Genomic DNA, 21,930 nt, shown 5'->3' on the forward strand with positions numbered 1-21,930 from the left:
ACTTCCTTGCTGTGATCTTGCAGGCTGTCACCCCTGCATACCTCTCTCTATCATACCACAAAACATAGAAAGAGCATGACCTCGCTCTATCAGCGGGTGCCATGCTCTTTGTTCAAAGGTTCAGGCTAGCGGTTCATTGCCAGCCGCATTTTTGAAATAATTTTGCGGATGCTTTCTTCTGACAGGTGGTATCTTTTCTGAAGCTCGTTCACCGAGCAGCCGCTGCTGTGACTGCAGAAGATCTCTTCATTGCGGCTGGCAATTTCCTGCCGCGAGCCGCTGTTTTCGCCCCATTTTACCCGTTGCTCCGTTTTCTTGGGAATGTAGAGCAATTCACCTTGAATGTATCCCTGAAGCTCTTCGAGCAGGCCCGGGGGGAGCACATCCTTTCCATTTACATAACTCACGTTCTGCTTCCTCCTTCAACAGGTGTGTCCCTTTATGTCCGTCAACTGCGTTTAAAGTAATAATCACGTCACCTGCCTCCTTTCTTCAGCTCATATTTGGTAAATACCGTAAGTTCATTATATAAAACCCTTTGGGTAGCGTCTACATTCACAGTAATAAATTATTGATTCCGGAAATTATGTTATTTTCCCTTATATTGAAAGTAAGGAGGCCTCGCGGCCTCCCCTTTAACAGGTCTCCGTCTTAGACGGAAACCACCTCGTATACTGAAATCATTGCAATCAGCCTCCTTCCAAGAAGTAATCTTGCCCGGCCGGACACTTATTATTAAGCCATAGCCAGGGGAGGGTTACAAGATCAAGAATAGTTATAATCGTTCTTCACCAAAGGAAACAGTCAGCTTCCGGAGGATTCCGGCCACCCGTTGACTGTCCCTTCGCCGGTCATTTGCACATACGCAGGAAGCTCTCCGCTGTGCAGCAGCCATAATTCATGAAGGGCACGTGTAGTGCCGACATACATCAGCTTCGCATCCCAGGCGGCTGTCCCATAATGATCTGCATCGGCATCAGCAAGGATAACCGCATCGAACTCCAGACCCTTGGACAGATATACCGGCAGTACAGACAGACCACCCAGATATTGGGTCATGCTGCCGTCAATCAGATGCAGGTCGGCAAAATCCGCGGCCAACTCTGTGTGCAGCTCAGCGGCTTCACGCAGGCTGCGGGTAAGAACAGCAACCGTACGGTATTCGCGGCCGGAGAGCGCCTCCAGCGCCGTTCTGACGGCACTGACGCGTGGGCCCGTACCTTTGCCGGTCTTAGGCTGCTCTTCGCCGTAGGCAATCAACCGGACCGGGTTCCCGCTGCGGAAGACCGGAACGGCCAAGAGCGGACTATGGACACCGGATGACAAGATGCCATTAGCAAACTCGATAATCTCCATCGTGGAGCGGTAGCTTCGGGTCAGTGCATGGTAAGCCGTATGTTCAGGTGCGAACAGGCTCTGCATCTCATCCCATTCATGCACTCCCTTATAGGCGTGAATCCCTTGGGACAAATCGCCGAGAATTGTGAAAGAGTGCCCCTTCACATACAAATCCAGTACAGCAATCTGGAACGGCGAGAAGTCCTGCGCCTCATCGATTACGATATGGTCAAAGCGCTCGCCGCCTTCGTTACCGCTGAGCAGATAATGGATGTAGAGCAGGGGCGGCAGATCCTCCTCGCGCAGGATGCCTTTTTTCAGATCCTTGGCCGTCTCTTTGAGGACAGCTTGCGGAATCTGCTCCGGCGCTTCCGCCGGCCAGTCCTCGGGCACCTTCGCCGCGCGGAAAATTTGTTTATAGATCATCAGCGGATCATATTTGGGCCATTTGGCGGCGTAGGCTTTTTCGCGGGCCGCACCTTTTTTCTTCCGGTCCTTCAGCGCTGCCGCGGAAGGGCTCTTCTTCAGCTCCATTTCAATCCAGCGATGAATCCGCGCCATAACCCGTTCTTTGCGCTTAAGCGGCGGGTAAGGTGCGTATTCCTCGTTATGCCAGCGGAGAATCATCGAGCGGCGCAGCACAGCGCCTTCCCAGGGACTGAAATCGCCCTCGGGAACCGCCCCGATCTCCAGCTGCTTAACCGCTGACTCAATTGCACCCATCAGCACTGTAGAGCCTTTGAAGCGGCCCGGCGTCTCTTCCGTGATTTCCGGCATGCCGCCCGCCGATTCAAACCACCGGTTCAGCGTCTCGGCCGTGTTCTGTTCAGGCAGGGTAATATCCAGCACCTCCGCCGCCCAGTCCGGGAACGTGCTCTGGGCGATGTTGCCTACGCCGAGCTCTGGCAGCACATCTGAAATATAATCCAGGAACATCCGGTTCGGAGCAAAAATGATCATCTTCTCCGCCGATACCTGGTCCTTGTATTGATACAATAAAAAAGCCAGCCGGTGCAGCGCAACTGTTGTTTTACCGCTGCCCGCCACGCCTTGAATGATGAGCGCCGTGTTCTTCACCGCACGGATAATCTTGTCCTGCTCCTCCTGAATCGTCGAGACGATATCGCGGAGCCGGTTGTCCTTGTTCTCACCCAGCCGGTAGACGAGAAATTCATCCGACACCACCGGTGCATCGCTGTCCCGGTTATAGGTATCCGCAACCCGTTCCAGAATGCGCTTGCGGATAACAACGTTGCGCTTGAGATAGACGAGCCCCTCAATCAGCCCTTCCGGAGCTTCATAGGTGACCGGCTCTGTCCCTCCGGTAAACGAATAGAACAGGCTTGCTACCGGTGCGCGCCAGTCGATGACCAGCGGACGGTCGCTTACCTGTTCACGGTCTGCACCGATTTTGCCGATATACAGGGCCTTGCGGTCATCCTCGTCCTTGCCTTGAAAATCAAGCCGTCCGAAATAAGGCTCCTGCCTAAGCTTGGCCAGATCCTGGCGCCTCTGCTCCCTGGAGTCCTCCAGCACCTGTTCCGTGTAATCGTGTCCCGTGTACACCGGAATGCTGCGCAGTCTCTCAAGGGTAGAATCAATTTCTGTAAGCGTACTATTCAGCCTGTCTTCTTCCTCTTGATAGGCACTTTGAAAGTTGTCTTCCAATTTCAGTTACCTCCTAAAAGTTTTTGAGCATAACAACTGTGAGACAGCTAAGAAAACACTGGCTTCGGAAGCATATGCTTAATGTATTGAATATACCTCCGTGCAAGGCTGATACCACTTACACAAAAAAGGATTATCATCATATCACAACAAATTCAGGAAATCCAGAATTATCTAATTTAACCCTGGACCGTACCGGTATTGCTGTTATCCCATGAATGCATGCAGCGCAAAGTTTGCTACGAACAGCCCGGCAATCCCGTAAAGCGCCGGCGGTACATCCTTGCCTTTGCCCATTGCCAGCTTGACGATCGGGTAAGTAATGAAGCCAAAGGCCATGCCGTCCACGATGCTGTAGGTAAAGGGAATCATCACCATGATCAGGAATGATGGGAACAGCTCGGTCATATCGCTGAGATCCATTTCACGCACGTTTTGGACCATAAGCCCGCCGATGACGATCAGGATTGGCGCTATTGCGCTGTCCGGCACATAAGCCAGCAGCGGGATGAACAGGAACGTAGCTCCGAACAGTAGTCCGGTAACCAGCGAGGTCAAACCGGATTTACCTCCGGCAGCGATGCCCGCCGTTGATTCTGCAGCCGCAACCACCGGGCTGCTGCCGAACAATCCGGCTGCAATATTGGCGATCGAGAGCGCCCGCAGACTGCTCTTAAACCGCTCGGGACGGCCGGCCATCAGGGTCTGTGAGGAGATCAGCCCGATATTCTCAAAGACGACAATCAGCAGAAGCAGAAACACTGCGATCCAGAATACCAGGCTAAGCCCGCTGCCCCAGTCCATTCCGGCAAATACAGCCCCATACCCGGTAAACACATGGCCGGAACCCGTTGTCTCCGGCTTATGCGCGGCTCCGAGCAGATAGGCCAGCCCTGTACCGACAATCATGCTGATCAGCAGACCGCCGCGCGTACCCCGGATAAACAGCACCAGCGCCAGCACGAGGGTCACACAGGAAGTAATGACCGCCGGATCGCTGAAATGCCCGATTGCCACAAAAGTAGTCCGGTGGGCAATGACAATTCCGCTTTTTTGCAGGCCGATAAAGGTCAGAAACAGTCCAATGCCGACCGTGATCGCATGCTGCAGATTATGGGGAATCGCTTCGCTTAGAATACGGTACAGCGAAGTAAACGCAACGACGGCAAATAATACACCAGTTACCACCACAACGGCCAGTGCTTCCCGCCAGTCCAGCTTCATGGAATGCACCAGCGTGTAGGTGAAGAAGGCGTTGATGCCCATGCCGGGCACAACAATAATCGGAGTTTTGCCGCCAAAGGCCATAAGCAGACAGCCGGTAACCGCCGTCAGCAGCGTAGCCACCATTCCCGCTCTGAGCGGCATGCCCGCATCATGCAGAATAGCCGCATTGACCATGACAATATATACAGAAGCAAAATAAGATAAGATGCCCGCGGCCCATTCCCGTTTCCAGTTATCGCCGGGTTCCAGTCCTACGCTATTCCGCCAAACATTCGATTTCATCAAAAAACCTCCACCAATAGTTAAGTTCCGCTCGCTATTACCCGGTTTCGGGACTTCATAAGCAGCGGAAAACCGCAATAAAAGGGCGTGCAGCCGGTTATCCGGCTGCTTACGCCCTTCGTCCATCTTATATTTATTCGTTGCTTAAGCGGCTGCTATACATTGACGCCGCCGGCTTTTAATAAATCGTTAACCGCGACACTGACCATAATGAGGCCGACAACCGGAGGAACGAACGAGTTGCTCGCCGGCGGCTGCTTGGCCTTGCGCCGGTCCGGTGCGTCGGCCGGAACGATTTGTTCCGTCACATCCACACGCGGCTTTATCGGAATCTCGGTCGAGAATACAACCTTTACGCCTTTCTTAATGCCTTCCTTGCGCAGCTTTTGACGGATGACGCGGGCGATCGGGTCCATTTCCGTTTTGGAAATGTCAGCTACCTTAAACCGTGTCGGGTCCATCTTATTGGCTGCGCCCATGCTGGAAACCATCGGAATTCCGCGGGACAGGCACTCCTTTATCAGATGGATCTTATAGATAATGGTATCCGAAGCATCGATCACAAAATCCGGCTTCAGCTTGAACAGCTCCTCATAGGTCTCTTCCGTGTAGAACATATTCAGAGCAATGGCTTCAATCTCCGGATTGATCAGCTTGACACGCTCGACCATCAGATCGGCTTTTTTCTGGCCGATGGTTGTCGTAAGCGCGTGAATCTGGCGGTTGATGTTAGTAATATCCACCGCATCCTTATCAATCAGGATAATTCGCCCGACACCCGTACGAGCCAGCGCTTCAACGGACATGGCGCCAACACCGCCGATGCCCAGCACTGCCACCGTGCTGTTTTTCAGAATCTCCAGACCTTCCGGTCCGATAGCGAGTTCTGTACGTGAGAACTGATTCAGCATGAGGTTCATGCCTCCTTTATGAAGCTTGTGGGGCGGAAGTAAGCCGCTCCGCAAGCATGTGCTTTAATTAGTTTTTTACTTTCTCTGGCTTCGGTGCAAGCTTGATGTGCAGTTGCTCCAATTGTGCAGCATCTACCGGGGCCGGAGCATCCATCAGAAGATCGGTTGCACTTGCCGTTTTCGGGAAGGCAATCGTCTCACGCAGATTGGTACGGCCTGCCAGCAGCATTACCAGCCGGTCAAAGCCGAAGGCAATTCCGCCGTGCGGAGGCGTGCCATATTCGAACGCATCCATCAGATAGCCGAACTTCTCGTAGGCAACCTCAGGCGTGAAGCCCAGCGCGTCGAACATTTTCTCCTGTACCTCGCGTTTGTAGATACGCTGGGAACCGCCGCCTACTTCGTAACCGTTAAGCACGATATCGTAAGCCTGGGCACGGATCGCACCAGGATTGGTATCGAAGAGGTGCAGATCCTCATCCATTGGGCGTGTGAACGGATGGTGCTCCGCCACATAACGTTTTTGATCTTCATCATAGCTGAGCAGCGGGAACTCGGTTACCCAGGCAAATTTGAACACACTGTCGTCAATCAGGCCGAGCTGGCGGCCGATTTTGAGGCGCAGGGCACCCAGTACATCAGCAACCACTTTTTTGTTATCTGCAGAGAAGAGCAGAAGATCGCCTTCTTCAGCACCGGTACGCTCCTTCACAGCAGCAATTTCTTCTTCGCTGAAGAACTTGACGATCGGGCCTTTGAATTCCCCGTCCTTCACTTGAATCCAAGCCAAGCCTTTCGCACCATAACGTGCGGCATACGGTCCAAGATCGTCGATTTCCTTACGGGTCCAAGTGCCGCAGCCCTTGGCGTTGAGGCATTTCACTTCTCCGCCTTTTTCAATCACGGAAGCGAATACCTTCACACCGCTGTTAGCCACGATATCGTTCATCTCTACGAGCTCCAGGCCAAAGCGAAGGTCCGGCTTATCCGAACCGTATTTGCCGATGGCTTCTGCATACGTCAGACGCTGGAACGGAACAGCTACATCCACACCAACGGTTTCTTTGAGGAGACGCTGCATCAGCGTTTCCATCATGCTGAGCAGCTCATCCTGCGGCACGAAGGAGGTCTCGATGTCGACCTGGGTGAATTCCGGCTGGCGGTCAGCGCGCAGGTCCTCATCGCGGAAGCAGCGGGCGATCTGGTAATAACGCTCGATGCCGCCCACCATCAGCAGCTGCTTGTAAATCTGCGGCGATTGCGGAAGCGCGAAGAATTCGCCTTCATGCACCCGGCTTGGCACAAGATAATCACGTGCGCCTTCAGGAGAGCTTTTTGTCAGGATCGGCGTTTCAATATCAATAAATCCTTCACCGTCAAGAAAATCGCGGAAAATCTTTGCCGCTTTCGAACGAAGCAGCATCGTCTTGTACATTTCCGGACGGCGCAGGTCGAGGTAACGGTATTTCATCCGCAGGGACTCATCCACTTCCACACCGTCTTCGATGAAGAACGGAGGGGTCTTGGCTGCATTCAGCACTTCGATATCGGTGATCTGCACTTCAATCTCACCGGTAGGCAGATTGCGGTTGACGGTTTCATCATCTCTTTTTACAACTTTACCCGTAACAGAGAGCACATATTCACTGCGCACCTTATCGGCAATCTGCAGTGCTTCCCCGGAATAGTCCGGGTTAAAGACGATTTGCACGATTCCGCTGCGGTCGCGGAGATCAATGAACAGTACGCCTCCAAGGTCACGTCGGGTCTGCACCCATCCGTTGAGAGTTACTGTCTGGCCGATATGCTCCGGCGTCAATTGTCCACAGTGATGGCTTCTAGTCATTATTTATCCTACCCCTTCATGGTTAAAATACAGTTTTGGATTACCTGACCGTTCATAGTGCGGCATGCTTCCTTACAACAACTTACACCAGCGACTGCGCCAGCTCTTCCAGCTTAACCGTCCGCTGTTCACCGGTAGCCATCGACTTCAGGGCAATGACGCCGTTATTCAGCTCGTCTTCGCCAAGAATCGCTGTGTACCGTGCAGACATGCGGTCAGCCGATTTCATCTGGGCTTTCATTTTGCGGCCGAGATAATCACGCTCTGCGGAGAAGCCCTGGCTGCGCAGATTAAACAGCTGCTTCGTAATCTCCAGGTCTGCGGCTTCGCCCAGTGCTACAAAATACACATCCAGCGGCTTCGCTGTCTCCAGCTCCACGCCCTGATTCTCCAGGATCAGCAGGATACGCTCAAGGCCTATACCAAAACCGATGCCCGGCTGATCCGGCCCGCCGATTTCCTCGACCAGCCCGTTGTAACGGCCGCCGCCGCCGACCGTATCGATCGAACCGATGCCGGCTGCTTTATACTCAAACGCTGTATGCGTGTAATAATCCAGTCCGCGGACCAGACGGGGATTAATGCTGTACTCCACGCCCATAGTATCCAGATGGCTTTTTACCTTCTCGAAGTGAGTGGTACATTCTTCATCGAGACTATCCAGAATAGAAGGCGCACCGCCGAATTTATCCTGATCCACCTTGCAGTCCAGCACGCGCAGCGGGTTGCGCTCCATACGCCGCTGGCAGTCACTGCACAGATTGTCTCGCATCGGTCTCAGGAAATTCAGCAGCTTCTCCCGGTAAGCCGCGCGGCTTGGCGCATTACCTACGGAGTTCAGCTCCACTCTGACATCTTTAAGCCCCAAATCCTTGTAGAACTGATATCCCAGCGAGATGACTTCCGCATCAATCGCAGGATCAACAGCGCCGAAGGCTTCAATACCGAACTGGTGGAACTGCCGGTATCTTCCCGCCTGCGGGCGCTCATAGCGGAACATCGGCCCAATATAATACAGCTTGCTTACATCCGGCTCGCCGTACAGCTTGTTCTGTACATATGCACGCACAACACCGGCCGTCCCTTCCGGGCGAAGCGCCAGATCACGGTCGCCTTTGTCCTTGAAGGTGTACATCTCGCCTTCCACGATGTCTGTGGTCTCTCCTACGCCGCGTTCAAACAGCCCTGTGTGCTCGAACATCGGCGTACGGATCTCCCGGTAATTAAACCGTCGGCAGAGGTCCCTGGCCTTACCTTCAACATACTGCCACTTCTCCACTGCTCCCGGAAGCACATCCTGTGTGCCCGTTGGTTTCTCGAATCTTTCTTTAGCCACAGCCTATCCCTCCTGAAAATAACCCCTCTTGCCTAGCTTTCCTTGTTTGCTGAACTGCAAATAAAGCAAAAAACCCCTCGCCTCTGTTTGTATCAAACAGGGACGAGGGATTATCAGAAACGATTATTCACCCGTGGTACCACCCACATTCCGGACTCATCAAAAACTGAATCCGCTTCAAGCGGTTAACGCCCGCCTACGCGCAGCGGCTACTGACCCTTGGCAATATTCATTGCCTCGCGTTCGCCGTGCGTTCTCGGGGAGGTCATTCATCCGTTCATCAACAGAATCCTTACAGCCGTTGCCGAAACGGTTATTACTCCTTAGACTTAAGGAAGATAGCCGTTCTGCGGGGATTCCTCTCTGGGGTTGTGGTTCTCGGATTACTTGGTCCCGTCATCAAAACAATTATAAACATTTCGTATATTGTTAGATTCTACTGAACCACTGCGCTAAAGTCAAGAAAGGAAATGAAATTTTTCAGCTAAACATACTCCAATTCCGCCGTTTAAAAAAAAGTGACCTGCAGCCGATTGCTGCAGGTCCATCATCATATATTATAAAAAAGGGGGTCATGCTTCTATTATAAACACGCTATATTAAGGAATCATGAATGTAATATTACGGTTATATTACAGAAAAGAAAGCGTTTTATTTTCCGGGACATTCCCTGATCTTCCAGCACAAAATAGTCTACACTACATCAACTTTGGCTGTCCAGTGAATTCTATTTCCGTAAGCTAAAACAAAATAAACAGCATCAGCCAGCCCTTGCGGGTTAGCTGATGCTGTCTGTCTGAAGTAAACCGCTGATTAACCAGCAGCCTTGTTCCCTTTATTCAAAGACCTCTACATAGGCATGTTTGCCGCGCAGTGTCTCAATAACCTCATTGTAATGCTCTTCGGCAACCTTGAGTGCCATAACCACAGTGACATCACTCAAGTCCACATCGTGATTCACATCCGCATTACGCCGGAGCCCGTCGTCATTGTTGATATCTGAACGCTCCAAACCATCATCAGGATCAACAGCCGGCACGATGGCCGCACCGTTTAAGGTTCCCGCCGTTCCCGCAACACCAAAGGCACCGCCGGTCATTGCTGAATTGTTATAAGGTACCAGCGGCAGAAGAATATTAGGTCTGTTGTTTCTGCCAATATCCAAAGGGTCTGTTAAGGGTGAGATTTCAAGGCCCTCCACACCGTAAGGAATTAACGCAGTTTTGGCACCTTCTGCTTCACTTTCCGTTCTGAAATAAGCCTGAATTCTTCTAGTCATTGTCTTTCCCTCCTTCAGAAATGGTTAATTACAGGACCTTCAGCAGCTCGCGCACAAAAGCGGGCTCATCTTTAGGCGTACGCGATGTAATATAATTGCCGTCAACGACGACCTCTTCATCCTTGAACTCCGCTCCGGCATTCACAACATCATCTTTAAGCGGCGGGTAGGAGGTTATGGTACGTCCTTGAAGCAGGTCTGCACTGATTAGAATTTGCGGCCCGTGACAAATGGAGGCAATCGGGGTGCCCGCACGATCAGCTTCCTTCACGAAAGCAAGAACATCCTGATCCAGGCGCAAATTTTCCGGTGATGAACCGCCAGGGATGACGATGGCGTCATATTCGCTGGCCTTCACCTCACTGATTGCTTTGTCTGCGGCATAAGATACGTTTCCCTTTTTGCCCAGCAGCGTCTCATTTTTCTTCAGGCCGATAATTTCAGCCTGATGTCCTGCTTGTATAACTTCATCATAGGGTACCTTCATTTCGGAATCTTCAAAACCGCTGGCGAGCAGAAATGCTACCTTACTCATGAGATAAATTCTCCTCTCCGCTATTTTGTTCTCGCTTTCTTATTACCCTGAATGTCGCGGGTTCTAACGAAGCAAACCGTTCGGATTTCTGTTTTTGACCTTCTGCTGGCCGTAATCCGCACATCCTATGTTAAAAAACTGCTGGGTTATACAGTTACTTCAGGTGCGTGGAAGCAGGCTCCGCCGTCTCCCGTTGAGTACCAGCAACTCTTGCTGCTCCCCGGTATCTTTCGCTGATACTGCAGCTTCTGCTGAGCATCCGGCCGGATTTGCAGGCATACTGTTCCACACCCATGCCTTCTGAGATCTTCTCATATTGAATTCCCTGCCCTTGGCAAATTATCAGTCTCCCCTAGTGTAACCTGCATAGATAGGCTCTATTCCCTATTACTTCATGAAGTCAAGGCGGCTTTTCCGCAAAAAAAGGATGCCGCAAGCTGTTCCTCAAGCGGAACAGATACGGCATCCTTAATAAAAATCAAACCCTTCAAATAGTTGGAACAGTCCGGCAGAACTACGTCTGGCTGTCGAGAATGAGCGTAACCGGCCCCCAGTTGGTAAACGTAACATCCATCATGGCGCCGAACACGCCGGTTTCCACCCGAAGCCCGCCGGCTCTCAGCTCCTGATTAAAATAGTCGTAGAGCCGTTCTGCCTCAGCAGGTGTAGCTGCAGCCATAAAGTTCGGGCGGCGGCCTTTACGGCAGTCCCCGTAAAGCGTGAACTGCGATACAGAGAGAATCGCTCCGCCGGTGTCCGTGACACTAAAATTCATTTTACCGGCGTCATCCTCAAAAATGCGCAATCCGGCAATTTTGTCAGCCAAATATTTAGCGTCCCTCTCAGTATCCCCGTGGGTAACGCCGACCAGCAGCATCAGGCCTTCCTCTATTTCACCTGTAATTTCTTCGCCGACAGTAACCTTGGCTTCCTTGCAGCGCTGCACAACCACTCTCATTGCGTCTTTCAGCTCCTTGCCTTATTGCATGATACGGTTAACTGTATATACATCCTTTACGCGCTTCACCCGGTCCACGACGGACTGCAGATGATCCGTATTGCGGATGAGAATCGTCATGTGAATCATCGCCATCTTGTTCTTGTCTGATCGTCCGGTGACTGCCGAGATGTTCGTCTTGCTCTCTGACACCGCCTGCAGCACTTCATTTAGCAGACCGTTGCGGTCATGGCCGGTGATCTCAATATCGACACTGTAGTTGGCTTCCATGCTGCCTTCCCATTCGACCTCGATCACCCGTGCCGATTCTTCCCCGTCACCGTCCGTTGGAATATTCGGACAATCCTCACGGTGCACAGATACACCGCGCCCGCGGGTTACGTAACCGATAATATCGTCGCCCGGAACAGGATTGCAACATCGCGCGAAGCGGACGAGCAGATTATCAATGCCTTTGACACGGACGCCATTGGTCGGCTGGTTACGCTTCTCGCCGCTGGACTTGATCTCCTTCATCTCTGAAGTAAGCTCCAGATGATTGGCAGCGTCCTCCAGCTCCTTGCGCAGCTTCTCAGTCAGCTTGTTGGCGATTTGCGAAGCGGTAATGCCTCCGAATCCGACGGCGGAGAGCATATCCTCTACATCACCGAAAGCGAATTTCTTCGCCACATCGCTGAGCTTATCCTCAGTCAGGAAATCAGAGACCTCCATATTGAGCCGTTTCAGCTCGCGCTCCACCGCTTCGCGGCCTTTTTCGACATTTTCCTCACGTTTTTCTTTCTTGAACCACTGCTTGATCTTGCTGCGCGCATGTGAGGATTGGGCGATTTTGAGCCAGTCGCGGCTCGGACCGTAAGAATTTTTGGAGGTCAGAATTTCCACAATATCCCCGGTCTTCAGCTTGTGGTCGAGCGGCACGATCCGGCCGTTAACCTTGGAGCCTATCGTCCGGTTGCCGACCTCGGTATGAATCCGGAAAGCAAAATCCAGCGGAACCGAGCCGGCCGGCAATTCCACAACCTCACCTTTAGGCGTGAATACAAAAACGAGATCAGAAAAGAAGTCCATTTTGAGCGATTCCACGAACTCTTCCGCATCCTTGGCTTCATGCTGCAGCTCCAGAATTTCACGGAAGAACGGCATCCGGTTCTCCGGATTGGCGTTATTGCTGCTGCCCTCTTTGTAAGCCCAGTGTGCGGCGATCCCGAACTCTGCGGTCCGGTGCATTTCCCAGGTACGGATCTGCACTTCCGTCGGCTCTCCGCCGGGACCTACCACTGTGGTGTGCAGCGACTGGTACATATTTGCTTTGGGCATGGCGATATAATCCTTGAAACGGCCAGGCATCGGCTTCCAAAGAGTGTGAATAATCCCTAAAGTGGCATAACAATCCTTAATATTATCGACAATGATCCGGATAGCAAGCAGATCATAAATTTCGTTAAACTGCTTATTCTTGGTATTCATCTTGTTATAGACGCTATAAATATGCTTCGGACGTCCTGACAAATCGCCTTCAATGCCCATCTCATCGAGCTTTGCGCGAATCCTTCCGATGACACTGTCGATGAACTGCTCACGTTCCGCCCGCTTCTTATGCACTAAATTGGCAATGCGGTAGTACTGCTGCGGATTCAGATAACGGAGAGCAATATCCTCCATTTCCCATTTGATCGCAGAAATCCCCAAACGGTCGGCAATCGGACAAAAAATCTCCAGTGTTTCATACGAAATCCGGCGCTGACTCTCCTCGGACTGGTACTTAAGCGTCCGCATATTATGCAGCCGGTCCGCCAGCTTGATCACAATTACCCGGATATCCTGGGCCATGGCAATGAACATTTTACGGTAATTCTCATTCTGCTGCTCTTCCTTGGAGCGGAAGCGGATGCGTTCCAGCTTGGTCAGTCCATCCACCAGCATAGCGCAGGTATCGCCAAAATTCTCGCGGATCTGCTCCAGGGACACCGTTGTATCTTCCACCACATCATGCAGCAGCGCTGCAATAATGGAGATGACATCCATTTGCATATTAACGACAATATCTGCGACCGCCAGCGGATGCAGAATATAGGGCTCCCCCGATTTCCGAACCTGCCCGTGATGAGCCTGATCGGCAAACTCATAAGCTTCCCGGATGCGGAGAAGATCTTTTTCTTTTATATAGGCGCCGGCCTTTTCCATTAATTGCTCTATGCCCATTCTCGTCGTATCCGTTTCCTTTCTATAAGAAAAATTCCGTATCGGAGTTTCTCGAAGATGTTGTTGAATTCCTCATTAGTTGTTATTTTTCTTGCGATTACAGAATGATCCAGCTGCGCTGGAAACTTATGCATTCTGTAATCTTAAGAAAAATTCCGTATAGGAGTTAATCCATCATTTAATAAAATAAACCCGCAAGAGGAACAATATTTGCAGGTCTTCAGCTCTTCCAAGCTGCACTATACGCAGTTTAAAGTTGTTTATAATTATGACGCTTACGATGCATTACGTCAACACTTCCCATAGCATGGCATTGGCTTTCATACCAATGCTATATGAACAAGAAAGGACAATTTACAACACAAACAGATAAAGTCTAATTTTTTTTAAAAATAATGTTGTAAAAAGACGCCGTTCTATTTAATCTAGTAAAGGCGGTTTTCGCCTACCTAACATAAATCTACATAGAGAAAGAGAAGTGAACTCCATTGCAACGCGAAATTCAAGTTAACGAGAAACTCCCGTTGGGCCCGGGCTTTTTACTGAGTCTGCAGCATCTGTTCGCCATGTTCGGCAGCACTGTGCTAGTCCCTAACCTGTTCGGGGTAGACCCCGGCATGATTCTGCTGATGAACGGTATCGGCACCCTGCTCTATATATTGATCTGCCGCGGCAAAATCCCGGCTTATCTAGGGTCAAGCTTCGCCTTCATCTCACCGGTGCTCAGTGTGCTGGATAAATATAAGGGAGATCATCAGCATGGATATTCGCTTGCACTTGGCGCGTTTATTGTTACCGGCGTTATTTTTATTCTAGTTGCATTAATCGTCCGTTATGCCGGAACTGGCTGGATTGATGTTGTGTTTCCTCCCGCAGTTATGGGGGCTATCGTAGCAACAATCGGACTGGAACTAGTACCGGTAGCTGCGCGCATGTCCGGACTGATCGCACCGGAAGGTGTCACAGACTGGACTCCAGACGGTAAAGCCATTACACTATCAATGGTCACACTCGGTGTAACCGTAATCGGTTCCGTGATGTTCCGCGGATTCCCCAAAATTATTCATATCCTCATCGGTATCGTTACCGGCTATGTACTGGCCTATATTATGGGACAGGTTAACACCGGAGCAATTGCTGATGCTAGCTTCTTCTCCCATCCGACAATCACTACTCCGTCCTTTGACTGGCAGGTTATCCTGACCATTATCCCTGTATCGCTTGTTGTTATCGTTGAACATATCGGCCACTTGCTTGTTACCAGCAATATTGTCGGCAAAGACCTGACCAAAGATCCCGGACTTGACCGCTCCCTGATGGGTAACGGGATATCCACTATACTTTCTGGATTTGTAGGCTCTACCCCTAACACCACCTATGGTGAAAATATCGGCGTTATGGCTTTGACCAAAGTATATTCGGTATTTGTAATCGGCGGTGCGGCAGTGATCGCGATTCTGCTCTCCTTCTCGGGAACCTTCTCTTCTGTAATTGCCAATATTCCCTTGCCTGTTATGGGCGGGGTGTCGCTCCTATTATTCGGGGTAATCGCCGCATCTGGCTTGCGTATCTTCGTAGAACAAAAAGTCGACTTCTCCAAAGCAACCAATATGATTCTTGCAACTCTGGTGCTGGTGGTCGGCATTAGCGGCATTTCGCTTAATCTTGGCGGTGTGCAGCTCAAAGGTATGGCGCTTGCTACGATTGTTGGTATGGTCCTCTCCTTGTTCTTCAAGCTCATTGAAGTTCTGGGCTTGTCCAATGAACATGAGTCTGATAAATCCGCACATTAAGCTCTGAATACTTATATATGATAAAAAGCGGACCGCTGTCTTCATCAGGCAGCGGTCCGCTTTTTATTTCCCGGGAAAAGGTTCTGCGGGATAAATTAATCTTCGTAGGTTAACAAAGAAACAACTTCAATGTCATTGAGCTTATTACGACCGGCAAGCTGTACCAGCTCGATCAGGAAGGCTGCTCCGACAACTTTGCCGCCAAGCTGTTCAACCAGGCTAACAGAAGTAGCAATGGTACCGCCGGTTGCCAGCAGATCGTCAGCAATCAGCACGTTTTGGCCAGGCTTGATAGCATCCGTATGAACAGCAAGTGTATCCTTTCCATACTCCAGATCATAGCCCACTTCGATGGTTTCGTAAGGAAGCTTGCCGCTTTTGCGGATAGGTACAAAGCCGACACCAAGTGCATAAGCGAGTGGAGCGCCAACCACGAAACCGCGTGCTTCCGGTCCGGCAATTACGTCGATCTGCAAATGAGCGACAAGTGCTTTAAGTTCATCAATGGCTGCACGGTAGGCTTCACCGTCTTTAAGCAATGTAGTAATATCTTTAAAGCTGATTCCCGCCTGCGGGAAATCCGGAATTACACGAATACTGTTTTTGAAATCCAATCGTATCATCTCCTAAAAGTTTGTGAGCGTTACCTCACTGAATTCTCTCCGAACAAACTCACTTCGAAAGCATAAGCTTAGTTATGTGAGCTTATGCCCACCTTAATTGCTTCGTACAAAACTTGCTTCAGAAGCTTGAAACCGTACATTAGGACACGACCTGACGGCGGGCCAGCATCCAATCCTCCAGCTCCCGAAGGCTGCCTTCCATGAAATATTGTTCCATTTCGGCAGTCTGGCCTAATCTGACAAATTGCCGTGAGGTCGTTAAACTCTTGGCTGAAGGCTGGGAGACAAAAGAGATTGTCCCCCCGGAGCGCTCAATAAATTCAAGCTCCTCGAACACATCCAGCATTTTACCCAGCATGCGCACACTTAGCGGCGACTGGCGGCTAAGCCGCAACAGCACCTCATGCTCCGGTGTTGCCGTAGCAGCAATCCCCGCCAGTAATTTATATAAGGCTTTGAAATGATCGCGCGTCGGAATCTGCAGCCGGTCACGTCCGTCGCGGAGTGAGTGCAGCAGCGCAATATTCTCTACTTGTGGAAAGGCAGCAAGCAAGGCATCCAGCTGTTCAGGCGTTTCCGGCATATCGAGCAGACATAGCAGTGATATTGTCCCGCTTGCCTCTGCTTGTCCAGCAGGGAGCGGAGAAATCCCGGCTTCCTCATCATAAACCCACAGTGACATGCCTTTCAATTGACTAAGCGGTGATATCCGGCTGTTCTGAAAGACCGCAGCTGTTCTAAAAGGCGCGTTACCGCTATAGGGCTGCAGCAGTTCTTTGATGTAGACCGCCTGCTTCACCCCATCAGCTGCACCCCGGAGGTCAAACAGCTGTGATTGCGGCACTGCAAGATCCTGCAGCATAAGCTGCGGTTTGCGCGAGCCGTTCCACTCATTAACCGTCAGCTCGGCCAGTACATCAATGACGGTTCCGCCAGGCAATAATTCAGCCAAAGGGCCTTTGCCAAAGGCTACCGCTTCAATTGTATGTCTGCCTTGCTGCAGGACAAGCTTCAGGTGCTTGCCTTCCTGCCCCATCTTACGGGTCTCTTTCACTGCCGCTCCGCGTACAATGAACTTCGGCAGCGGATTAGCCATTCCAAAGGGCGCCAGACGTTCCAGCTCAAGCGCAGCCTGCAGCGTCAGATCTGCGATTTCCGTTTCACCATCCGCAGCCGTTACAGGAACAAGATGTTCCGGCGTCAGTACTGCTGCAGCATATTCATTTAAAGCCGCTGCAAAAGCATCTAGGTTGTCACGGTGCAGGCTCATTCCGGCAGCAGCCGGATGACCGCCGAAATGATCCATTAACCCGGCGCATGAGGACAATGCCGCATAAATATCAAGTCCGGGGATGGAGCGGGCAGATCCCTTGCACATCCCGGTCTCTGGATGAATATCGAGAATGATCACCGGGCGGTAATACCGCTCAAGCAGCTTGGAAGCCACGATCCCGACGACACCGACATTCCAGCCTTGTTCTGCAAGGACAATAATATCCGGCGGCTCGCCGTCACCTATTTGTTCGGAGAGCTTCTCTGTAGCTTCTGCAACAATTCGTTCAACGACCAGTTGCCGTTCCTTGTTCAACAAGTCGAGTTCGCCGGCCAGTTGTTCCGCCTCGCCCGGGTGGGCAGTAGTCAGCAGGGATACCGCCCGGCCCGCATGATCCAGCCGTCCGCTGGCATTAATCCGCGGCGCCATGCCGAAGGCAATATTTACCGCACCTACAGTACTCATTGTTATTCCACTGACCTCGAGCAACGCCCGTATCCCTGGAAAAGGAGAATTCCGCATACTGGTGAGCCCTCTGCGTACGAGGCTGCGGTTCTCACCGAGCAGCGGCATCAGATCGGCTACCGTGCCAATCGCGGCGATTTCACTCCATTCCTCTGGCACCTTGTCGTCCAGTAAAGCTTCGGCAAGCTTATAGGCCACACCTACCCCAGCCAATCCTTTGAACGGGTAAGGACAATCCGGCAGCTTGGGATTAATCAACGCAAACGCTTCCGGCAAATGCTCCGGCGGTTCATGATGATCGGTTACGATTACCTCTATCCCCAGTTCTGCCGCATAAGCGATCTGGTGAACCGCACTGATTCCGGTATCAACCGTAATGATAAGCGAAACGCCTTGCTGTACGGCCCAATCCAGCGCATGATTATGAAGACCGTAGCCTTCATTAGAGCGGTGCGGGATATAAATATCGAATGAAGCGCCGAGATGACGCAGCAGATAGATCATAAGCGCCGTGCTGGACACTCCATCCGCATCATAATCACCATATACCAGAATATGTTCTCCGTCTTGCAATGCCTTTCTAATACGCGGGACAGCCTCAGCCATTCCCTTAAGCAGGAATGGATCATGGCTGTCATCCGCCCCCCCGTCCATAAAGAGCAATGCCTCTTCAGGAGCATCCAGTCCTCTTGTCACAAGCAAAGAAGAAAGGAGCGGAGAAATAGAAAGGCTCCGGGCCAAATCCCGAACGGTATCGGGATCGGCTGCCGGAGAATGCCATCTTGTTTTTGAATGAAGCAATAGGGCTCACCTTTCTCTCGCCATGCGTTCTACTGAAGCAGCGTAGGAATATCGTTGTCCACAAGCTGATGGTTGCTTTTGTAGGGATAGCCCGGATCATACGGCACGACATCCATATGCACCTCGCCTACATGGACAAAACGGTGCTGAAGCAGCTTTCTCGCACATTCCGAGATATCCTGGGCTTCCATAACGGTAATCCGCGGATTGACGCTGATTTTAACTTGAAGATTAACGTATCTTCCCTGTTCGATCGCCTGAAGATGCTCCACACGGATCACTCCATGCACACGACCGACGGTTTCAATGAAGTTGGCTGTTTCTTCCGAGGGAAGCTCTTGATTTTTTTTGTCATATACAGAAGCCGTAATCATGGAATAGCCTTTACGGAGAATCAGGGCGCCTGTCAGCAGCGCTGCTATCGGGTCCATATACAACAGCGGACTCCATTCCATATATCCTCCAACCATAGACAGTGTAATCCCGATTAATGCGGTAATTGAACTATATAGACTGAAACGGTGGCTATCTGCATAAGCGGCATGGCTGCCATCGCCTATTTTTTTGAAGTAACGGTATTGGTATTGGAAGATAACCTCTTTAAACACAATCGAAATCAGGACGGTAACAAGTGCAGCGGGCGGGACTGTGGACAAATGTCCTCTGGTTAAATCCCGGATGGCGGAAAAGGCAATCTGCAGTCCGGCCATAAGAATTAGTACTGAAAAAAGAATCGCGATAATCGGTTCTTTGTTGCTTTGCCCTTGCTGGGTGCGGCGTGTTCCATTATTCTTCTTAACCTGTTCTGAGCGCCACGGAAGAGCTTCCGACAGCTTGGCGGCAGCATCTGCTCCGGAATATAATGCATCGCCCAGCAGTGCCTTGCTGCCTGTGAAATAGCCTACACATCCTTTGGCTAACGCCAGAGCAGCATCGCTGACGATCCCGTTCCAGGCAACCGTCTCACTTTGCGGTGATTGTTTGTCATTCATATCTGAGGCCCTCCTTACCTGGTAGCAAGTAATCTCATGATGAGGCATCTACCTGACATCTTACTCCAAAGATTCCGAAAAGCCGCGTCGCCTTTGACGCGGCTTTTCGGAGGAAGTAAAGCTTAGGCTTTGGCCGGATTGTTCTTCACTGCAACCTTCTGGCGCTTTTTGAGCAGCAGCCAGAGCGGGCTTGCGATAAAGATGGAGGAATAGGCTCCGAAGAGCAAACCGATAACCATAGCGAGCGAGAACATTTTAATCGATTCTCCGCCGAGAATAAGCAGGAAGAATGCAGCAATAAACACTGTAAATGCTGTGTAGAGGGAACGCATAAGAGTCTGCGACACACTCTTATTGACAAGCGCTTTAAGATCCTCATACGATTTCTGCTTACCAAAGCGCAGATTCTCACGGATACGGTCAAAGATTACTATCGTATCATTAATGGAATAACCGATAATCGTAAGCACCGCGACAATGAAGGTAAGGTCTACCTCCAGGCGGAAGATCGAGAAGATGGCCACAACCATGAATGCGTCATGGAGCAGTGCTACGATCGCCGCAACGGCAAACCGCCATTCAAAACGGATACTTACATAAACGATAATCCCTAAGCTGGACAGAAGCACGGAATAGATCGCATTACGAGCAAGCTCTTTGGCCATTTCCGGATCAACGGTGTTGACTTCGAAGGAAGCTTTGTCATCCAGTTTGGTAATCGCAGTTTTCAATGCAGCACTCTGCTCATTATCCAGCTCTTCATCGTAGCGGATATTCACCCGCTTGTCACCGATTGTAATATTCGGCTCGTGTGAAAGTCCCAGACCGCTAAGAGCAGGTTGAAGTTGATCCTGCGTAATATTCTTCGACAACGACACATCGACGTTGGAACCAGCTTTGAAATCCACACTGTAATTGAGTCCCATAAATCCGAGGAAGATTACACCCATTACAGTAATTACAATAGAAAAAATAAAGAAATATTTACTCAGATGCACGAAATCCATATCTTTCTTAAAGCGCACGGATGTCACTCTCCTTTACCCCAAATTGCTTCGGTTTTTTCAAAGTACCGGCTTTAACCAGCACTGTGAGCAGCCAGTGGGCAAAATAGAGGTTCGTTACGATACTGAGCACGATTTCGACAATCAGGATCAGCGCAAAGCCTTTAACCGCGCCGGTACCGAATGCGAACATAACGGCCGCTACGATAATGGTCGTTACATTGGCGTCCATAACGGTCCGGAAAGAGGTTTTGTTACCCGCTTTTACGGAAGACAGGATACTCTTACCGCTGCGCATCTCTTCTCTTATCCGTTCGTTCGTAATGATATTGGCATCAACCGCCATCCCTATACCGAGGATAAATGCGGCAATACCGGGGAGTGTCAGGGTAAAGTCAGCGATGACAAAGACCAGAATCAGCAGCCAGGTATGCAGGATCAGCGCGAAGCTGGCCAGAACACCAGGCAGACGGTACATAGCCATCATAAAGATCAGGATAATCAAAGAACCTACAAGACCGGCCTTGATCGTTTGATCAAGAGACTGTTTACCGAGAGTAGCTCCAACGCTTTGGGAGTATTTCTCGGTCAGCTTCAGTGGCAGGGCACCCAGGTTAATGGTGTCAGCCAATGCACGTGCTTCATCTATCGTGTAATTTCCGGAGATCGAAGCTTTACCGTCGGTCAATACAGCTCTTACCGTCGGTGGAGAACCTAGCAACTGATCATCGAGATAAATGGCAAGTTCTTTACCCAGCAGACGCTCGGTAATCTCCGCGAATTTTTTCTTATCTTTAACAGTGATGCTGATCTCTGGCTGGTTCAGGTTGTTGCGCTGAACTTCGGCAGCATTCTCAACAAAATCACTGCCCACAAGTTCAATTTTGCTATAAACTCCTGTTGCATCGCCTTCGGCAGCACTGCGGAAAGTCAGAACCGCAGGTTCTTTCATTTTCTTGCGGACTTCAGCTTCGTCGGTAACGCCGGCAATCTTCAGACGAATGCGGTCTGTTCCCTCCGTAGTCACCTCAGGCTCGCTGGTACCCAGTGCGTTTGCGCGTTTTTCCAAGCTTTCTGCTGTCTTTTGCAGTGAAGCCCGGGTCAGCGTACCTCCCGTTTCCATCGGCTCAGCGTGGTACAGAATCTCGAATCCACCCTTCAGATCAAGACCCAACCGGACCCTGTCCAACAGCCCGGGAGTTGTAAACGCCATAACGCCTGTTAAAACGAGCACGGTAATGATAAAGCTCAACAGTCTCTTCATGCTCTTGCTAGTTCCCCTTTCATTACTCAATATTCCTATTATAGCTACGTGCGAAATCACCGTCAATTCAAGGAAGAATGACGGTGCCCTATTCACACAAAGAAACGGCCGGCTATGCTATGGGTCGCAAGCC

17 protein-coding genes are annotated in these 21,930 nt (G+C 50.8%); 1 reads left to right on the forward strand and 16 read right to left on the reverse strand.

Going from position 1 to position 21,930, the window contains the following annotated elements; genetic code table 11:
* Nucleotides 1–125: 125 nt before the first annotated feature.
* From L6H70_RS11525 to L6H70_RS11575, 11 genes are all read right to left on the reverse strand, one after another.
* The gene (locus L6H70_RS11525; RefSeq protein WP_020427765.1) at nucleotides 126–407 is read right to left on the reverse strand and encodes a CD3324 family protein; all 282 of its coding nucleotides are present in this window, start codon (nucleotides 405–407) and stop codon (nucleotides 126–128) included.
* Nucleotides 408–804: 397 nt separating this feature from the next.
* Nucleotides 805–3,006: a HelD family protein gene (locus L6H70_RS11530; protein WP_236332878.1), complete on the reverse strand. Its 2,202-nt coding sequence runs from the start codon at nucleotides 3,004–3,006 to the stop codon at nucleotides 805–807.
* Between the two features lie 207 nt (nucleotides 3,007–3,213).
* Nucleotides 3,214–4,515, reverse strand: coding sequence for an NCS2 family permease (locus L6H70_RS11535; protein ID WP_236332880.1), 1,302 nt, complete (start codon nucleotides 4,513–4,515; stop codon nucleotides 3,214–3,216).
* A 155-nt stretch (nucleotides 4,516–4,670) separates the two neighbouring features.
* On the reverse strand, nucleotides 4,671–5,426 hold the full coding sequence (locus L6H70_RS11540; RefSeq protein ID WP_236332882.1) for a tRNA threonylcarbamoyladenosine dehydratase: 756 nt from the start codon (nucleotides 5,424–5,426) through the stop codon (nucleotides 4,671–4,673).
* A 67-nt stretch (nucleotides 5,427–5,493) separates the two neighbouring features.
* Nucleotides 5,494–7,272 (reverse strand): aspartate--tRNA ligase, encoded by a 1,779-nt coding sequence (gene aspS, locus L6H70_RS11545; protein WP_236332884.1) that lies wholly within the window; start codon nucleotides 7,270–7,272, stop codon nucleotides 5,494–5,496.
* An 82-nt stretch (nucleotides 7,273–7,354) separates the two neighbouring features.
* Nucleotides 7,355–8,608 carry a histidine--tRNA ligase gene (hisS, locus tag L6H70_RS11550; RefSeq protein ID WP_236332886.1) on the reverse strand — a complete coding sequence of 418 codons (1,254 nt, stop codon included), beginning with the start codon at nucleotides 8,606–8,608 and terminating at the stop codon, nucleotides 7,355–7,357.
* An 835-nt stretch (nucleotides 8,609–9,443) separates the two neighbouring features.
* Nucleotides 9,444–9,887, reverse strand: a complete 444-nt coding sequence (locus L6H70_RS11555) for a hypothetical protein (RefSeq protein WP_236332888.1) — start codon at nucleotides 9,885–9,887, stop codon at nucleotides 9,444–9,446.
* Nucleotides 9,888–9,915: 28 nt separating this feature from the next.
* A complete protein-coding gene (locus L6H70_RS11560) occupies nucleotides 9,916–10,422 on the reverse strand; it encodes a type 1 glutamine amidotransferase domain-containing protein (protein ID WP_236332890.1) in 507 nt (168 codons plus the stop codon).
* A 159-nt stretch (nucleotides 10,423–10,581) separates the two neighbouring features.
* Nucleotides 10,582–10,737, reverse strand: a complete 156-nt coding sequence (locus L6H70_RS11565; RefSeq protein WP_236332892.1) for a hypothetical protein — start codon at nucleotides 10,735–10,737, stop codon at nucleotides 10,582–10,584.
* Nucleotides 10,738–10,936: 199 nt separating this feature from the next.
* Nucleotides 10,937–11,380: a D-aminoacyl-tRNA deacylase gene (gene dtd / locus L6H70_RS11570; protein WP_236332894.1), complete on the reverse strand. Its 444-nt coding sequence runs from the start codon at nucleotides 11,378–11,380 to the stop codon at nucleotides 10,937–10,939.
* Nucleotides 11,381–11,401: 21 nt separating this feature from the next.
* A complete protein-coding gene (locus tag L6H70_RS11575) occupies nucleotides 11,402–13,582 on the reverse strand; it encodes a RelA/SpoT family protein (RefSeq protein WP_054941875.1) in 2,181 nt (726 codons plus the stop codon).
* 488 nt (nucleotides 13,583–14,070) lie between these two features.
* Here L6H70_RS11575 and uraA point away from each other — a divergent pair, with 488 nt between their 5' ends.
* Nucleotides 14,071–15,375 carry a uracil permease gene (gene uraA, locus L6H70_RS11580; protein WP_236332896.1) on the forward strand — a complete coding sequence of 435 codons (1,305 nt, stop codon included), beginning with the start codon at nucleotides 14,071–14,073 and terminating at the stop codon, nucleotides 15,373–15,375.
* Between the two features lie 95 nt (nucleotides 15,376–15,470).
* Here the strand turns inward: uraA and L6H70_RS11585 are convergent, their stop codons facing one another.
* From L6H70_RS11585 to secD, 5 genes are all read right to left on the reverse strand, one after another.
* Nucleotides 15,471–15,989, reverse strand: coding sequence for an adenine phosphoribosyltransferase (locus tag L6H70_RS11585; protein ID WP_054941877.1), 519 nt, complete (start codon nucleotides 15,987–15,989; stop codon nucleotides 15,471–15,473).
* Nucleotides 15,990–16,137: 148 nt separating this feature from the next.
* Nucleotides 16,138–18,537 carry a single-stranded-DNA-specific exonuclease RecJ gene (gene recJ, locus L6H70_RS11590; RefSeq protein WP_236332898.1) on the reverse strand — a complete coding sequence of 800 codons (2,400 nt, stop codon included), beginning with the start codon at nucleotides 18,535–18,537 and terminating at the stop codon, nucleotides 16,138–16,140.
* A 29-nt stretch (nucleotides 18,538–18,566) separates the two neighbouring features.
* Entirely contained in the window at nucleotides 18,567–19,529 is a 963-nt protein-coding gene (locus L6H70_RS11595; protein ID WP_236332900.1) for a cation diffusion facilitator family transporter, read from the reverse strand.
* Between the two features lie 122 nt (nucleotides 19,530–19,651).
* Nucleotides 19,652–20,554: a protein translocase subunit SecF gene (gene secF, locus L6H70_RS11600; RefSeq protein ID WP_236332902.1), complete on the reverse strand. Its 903-nt coding sequence runs from the start codon at nucleotides 20,552–20,554 to the stop codon at nucleotides 19,652–19,654.
* Entirely contained in the window at nucleotides 20,544–21,797 is a 1,254-nt protein-coding gene (gene secD, locus L6H70_RS11605; RefSeq protein WP_236332904.1) for a protein translocase subunit SecD, read from the reverse strand. Before secD ends, secF begins: the two co-directional genes overlap by 11 nt.
* Nucleotides 21,798–21,930: the final 133 nt, after the last annotated feature.

Source organism: Paenibacillus auburnensis (assembly GCF_927798115.1).
Taxonomy (GTDB): Bacteria; Bacillota; Bacilli; order Paenibacillales; family Paenibacillaceae; genus Paenibacillus_AQ; species Paenibacillus_AQ auburnensis.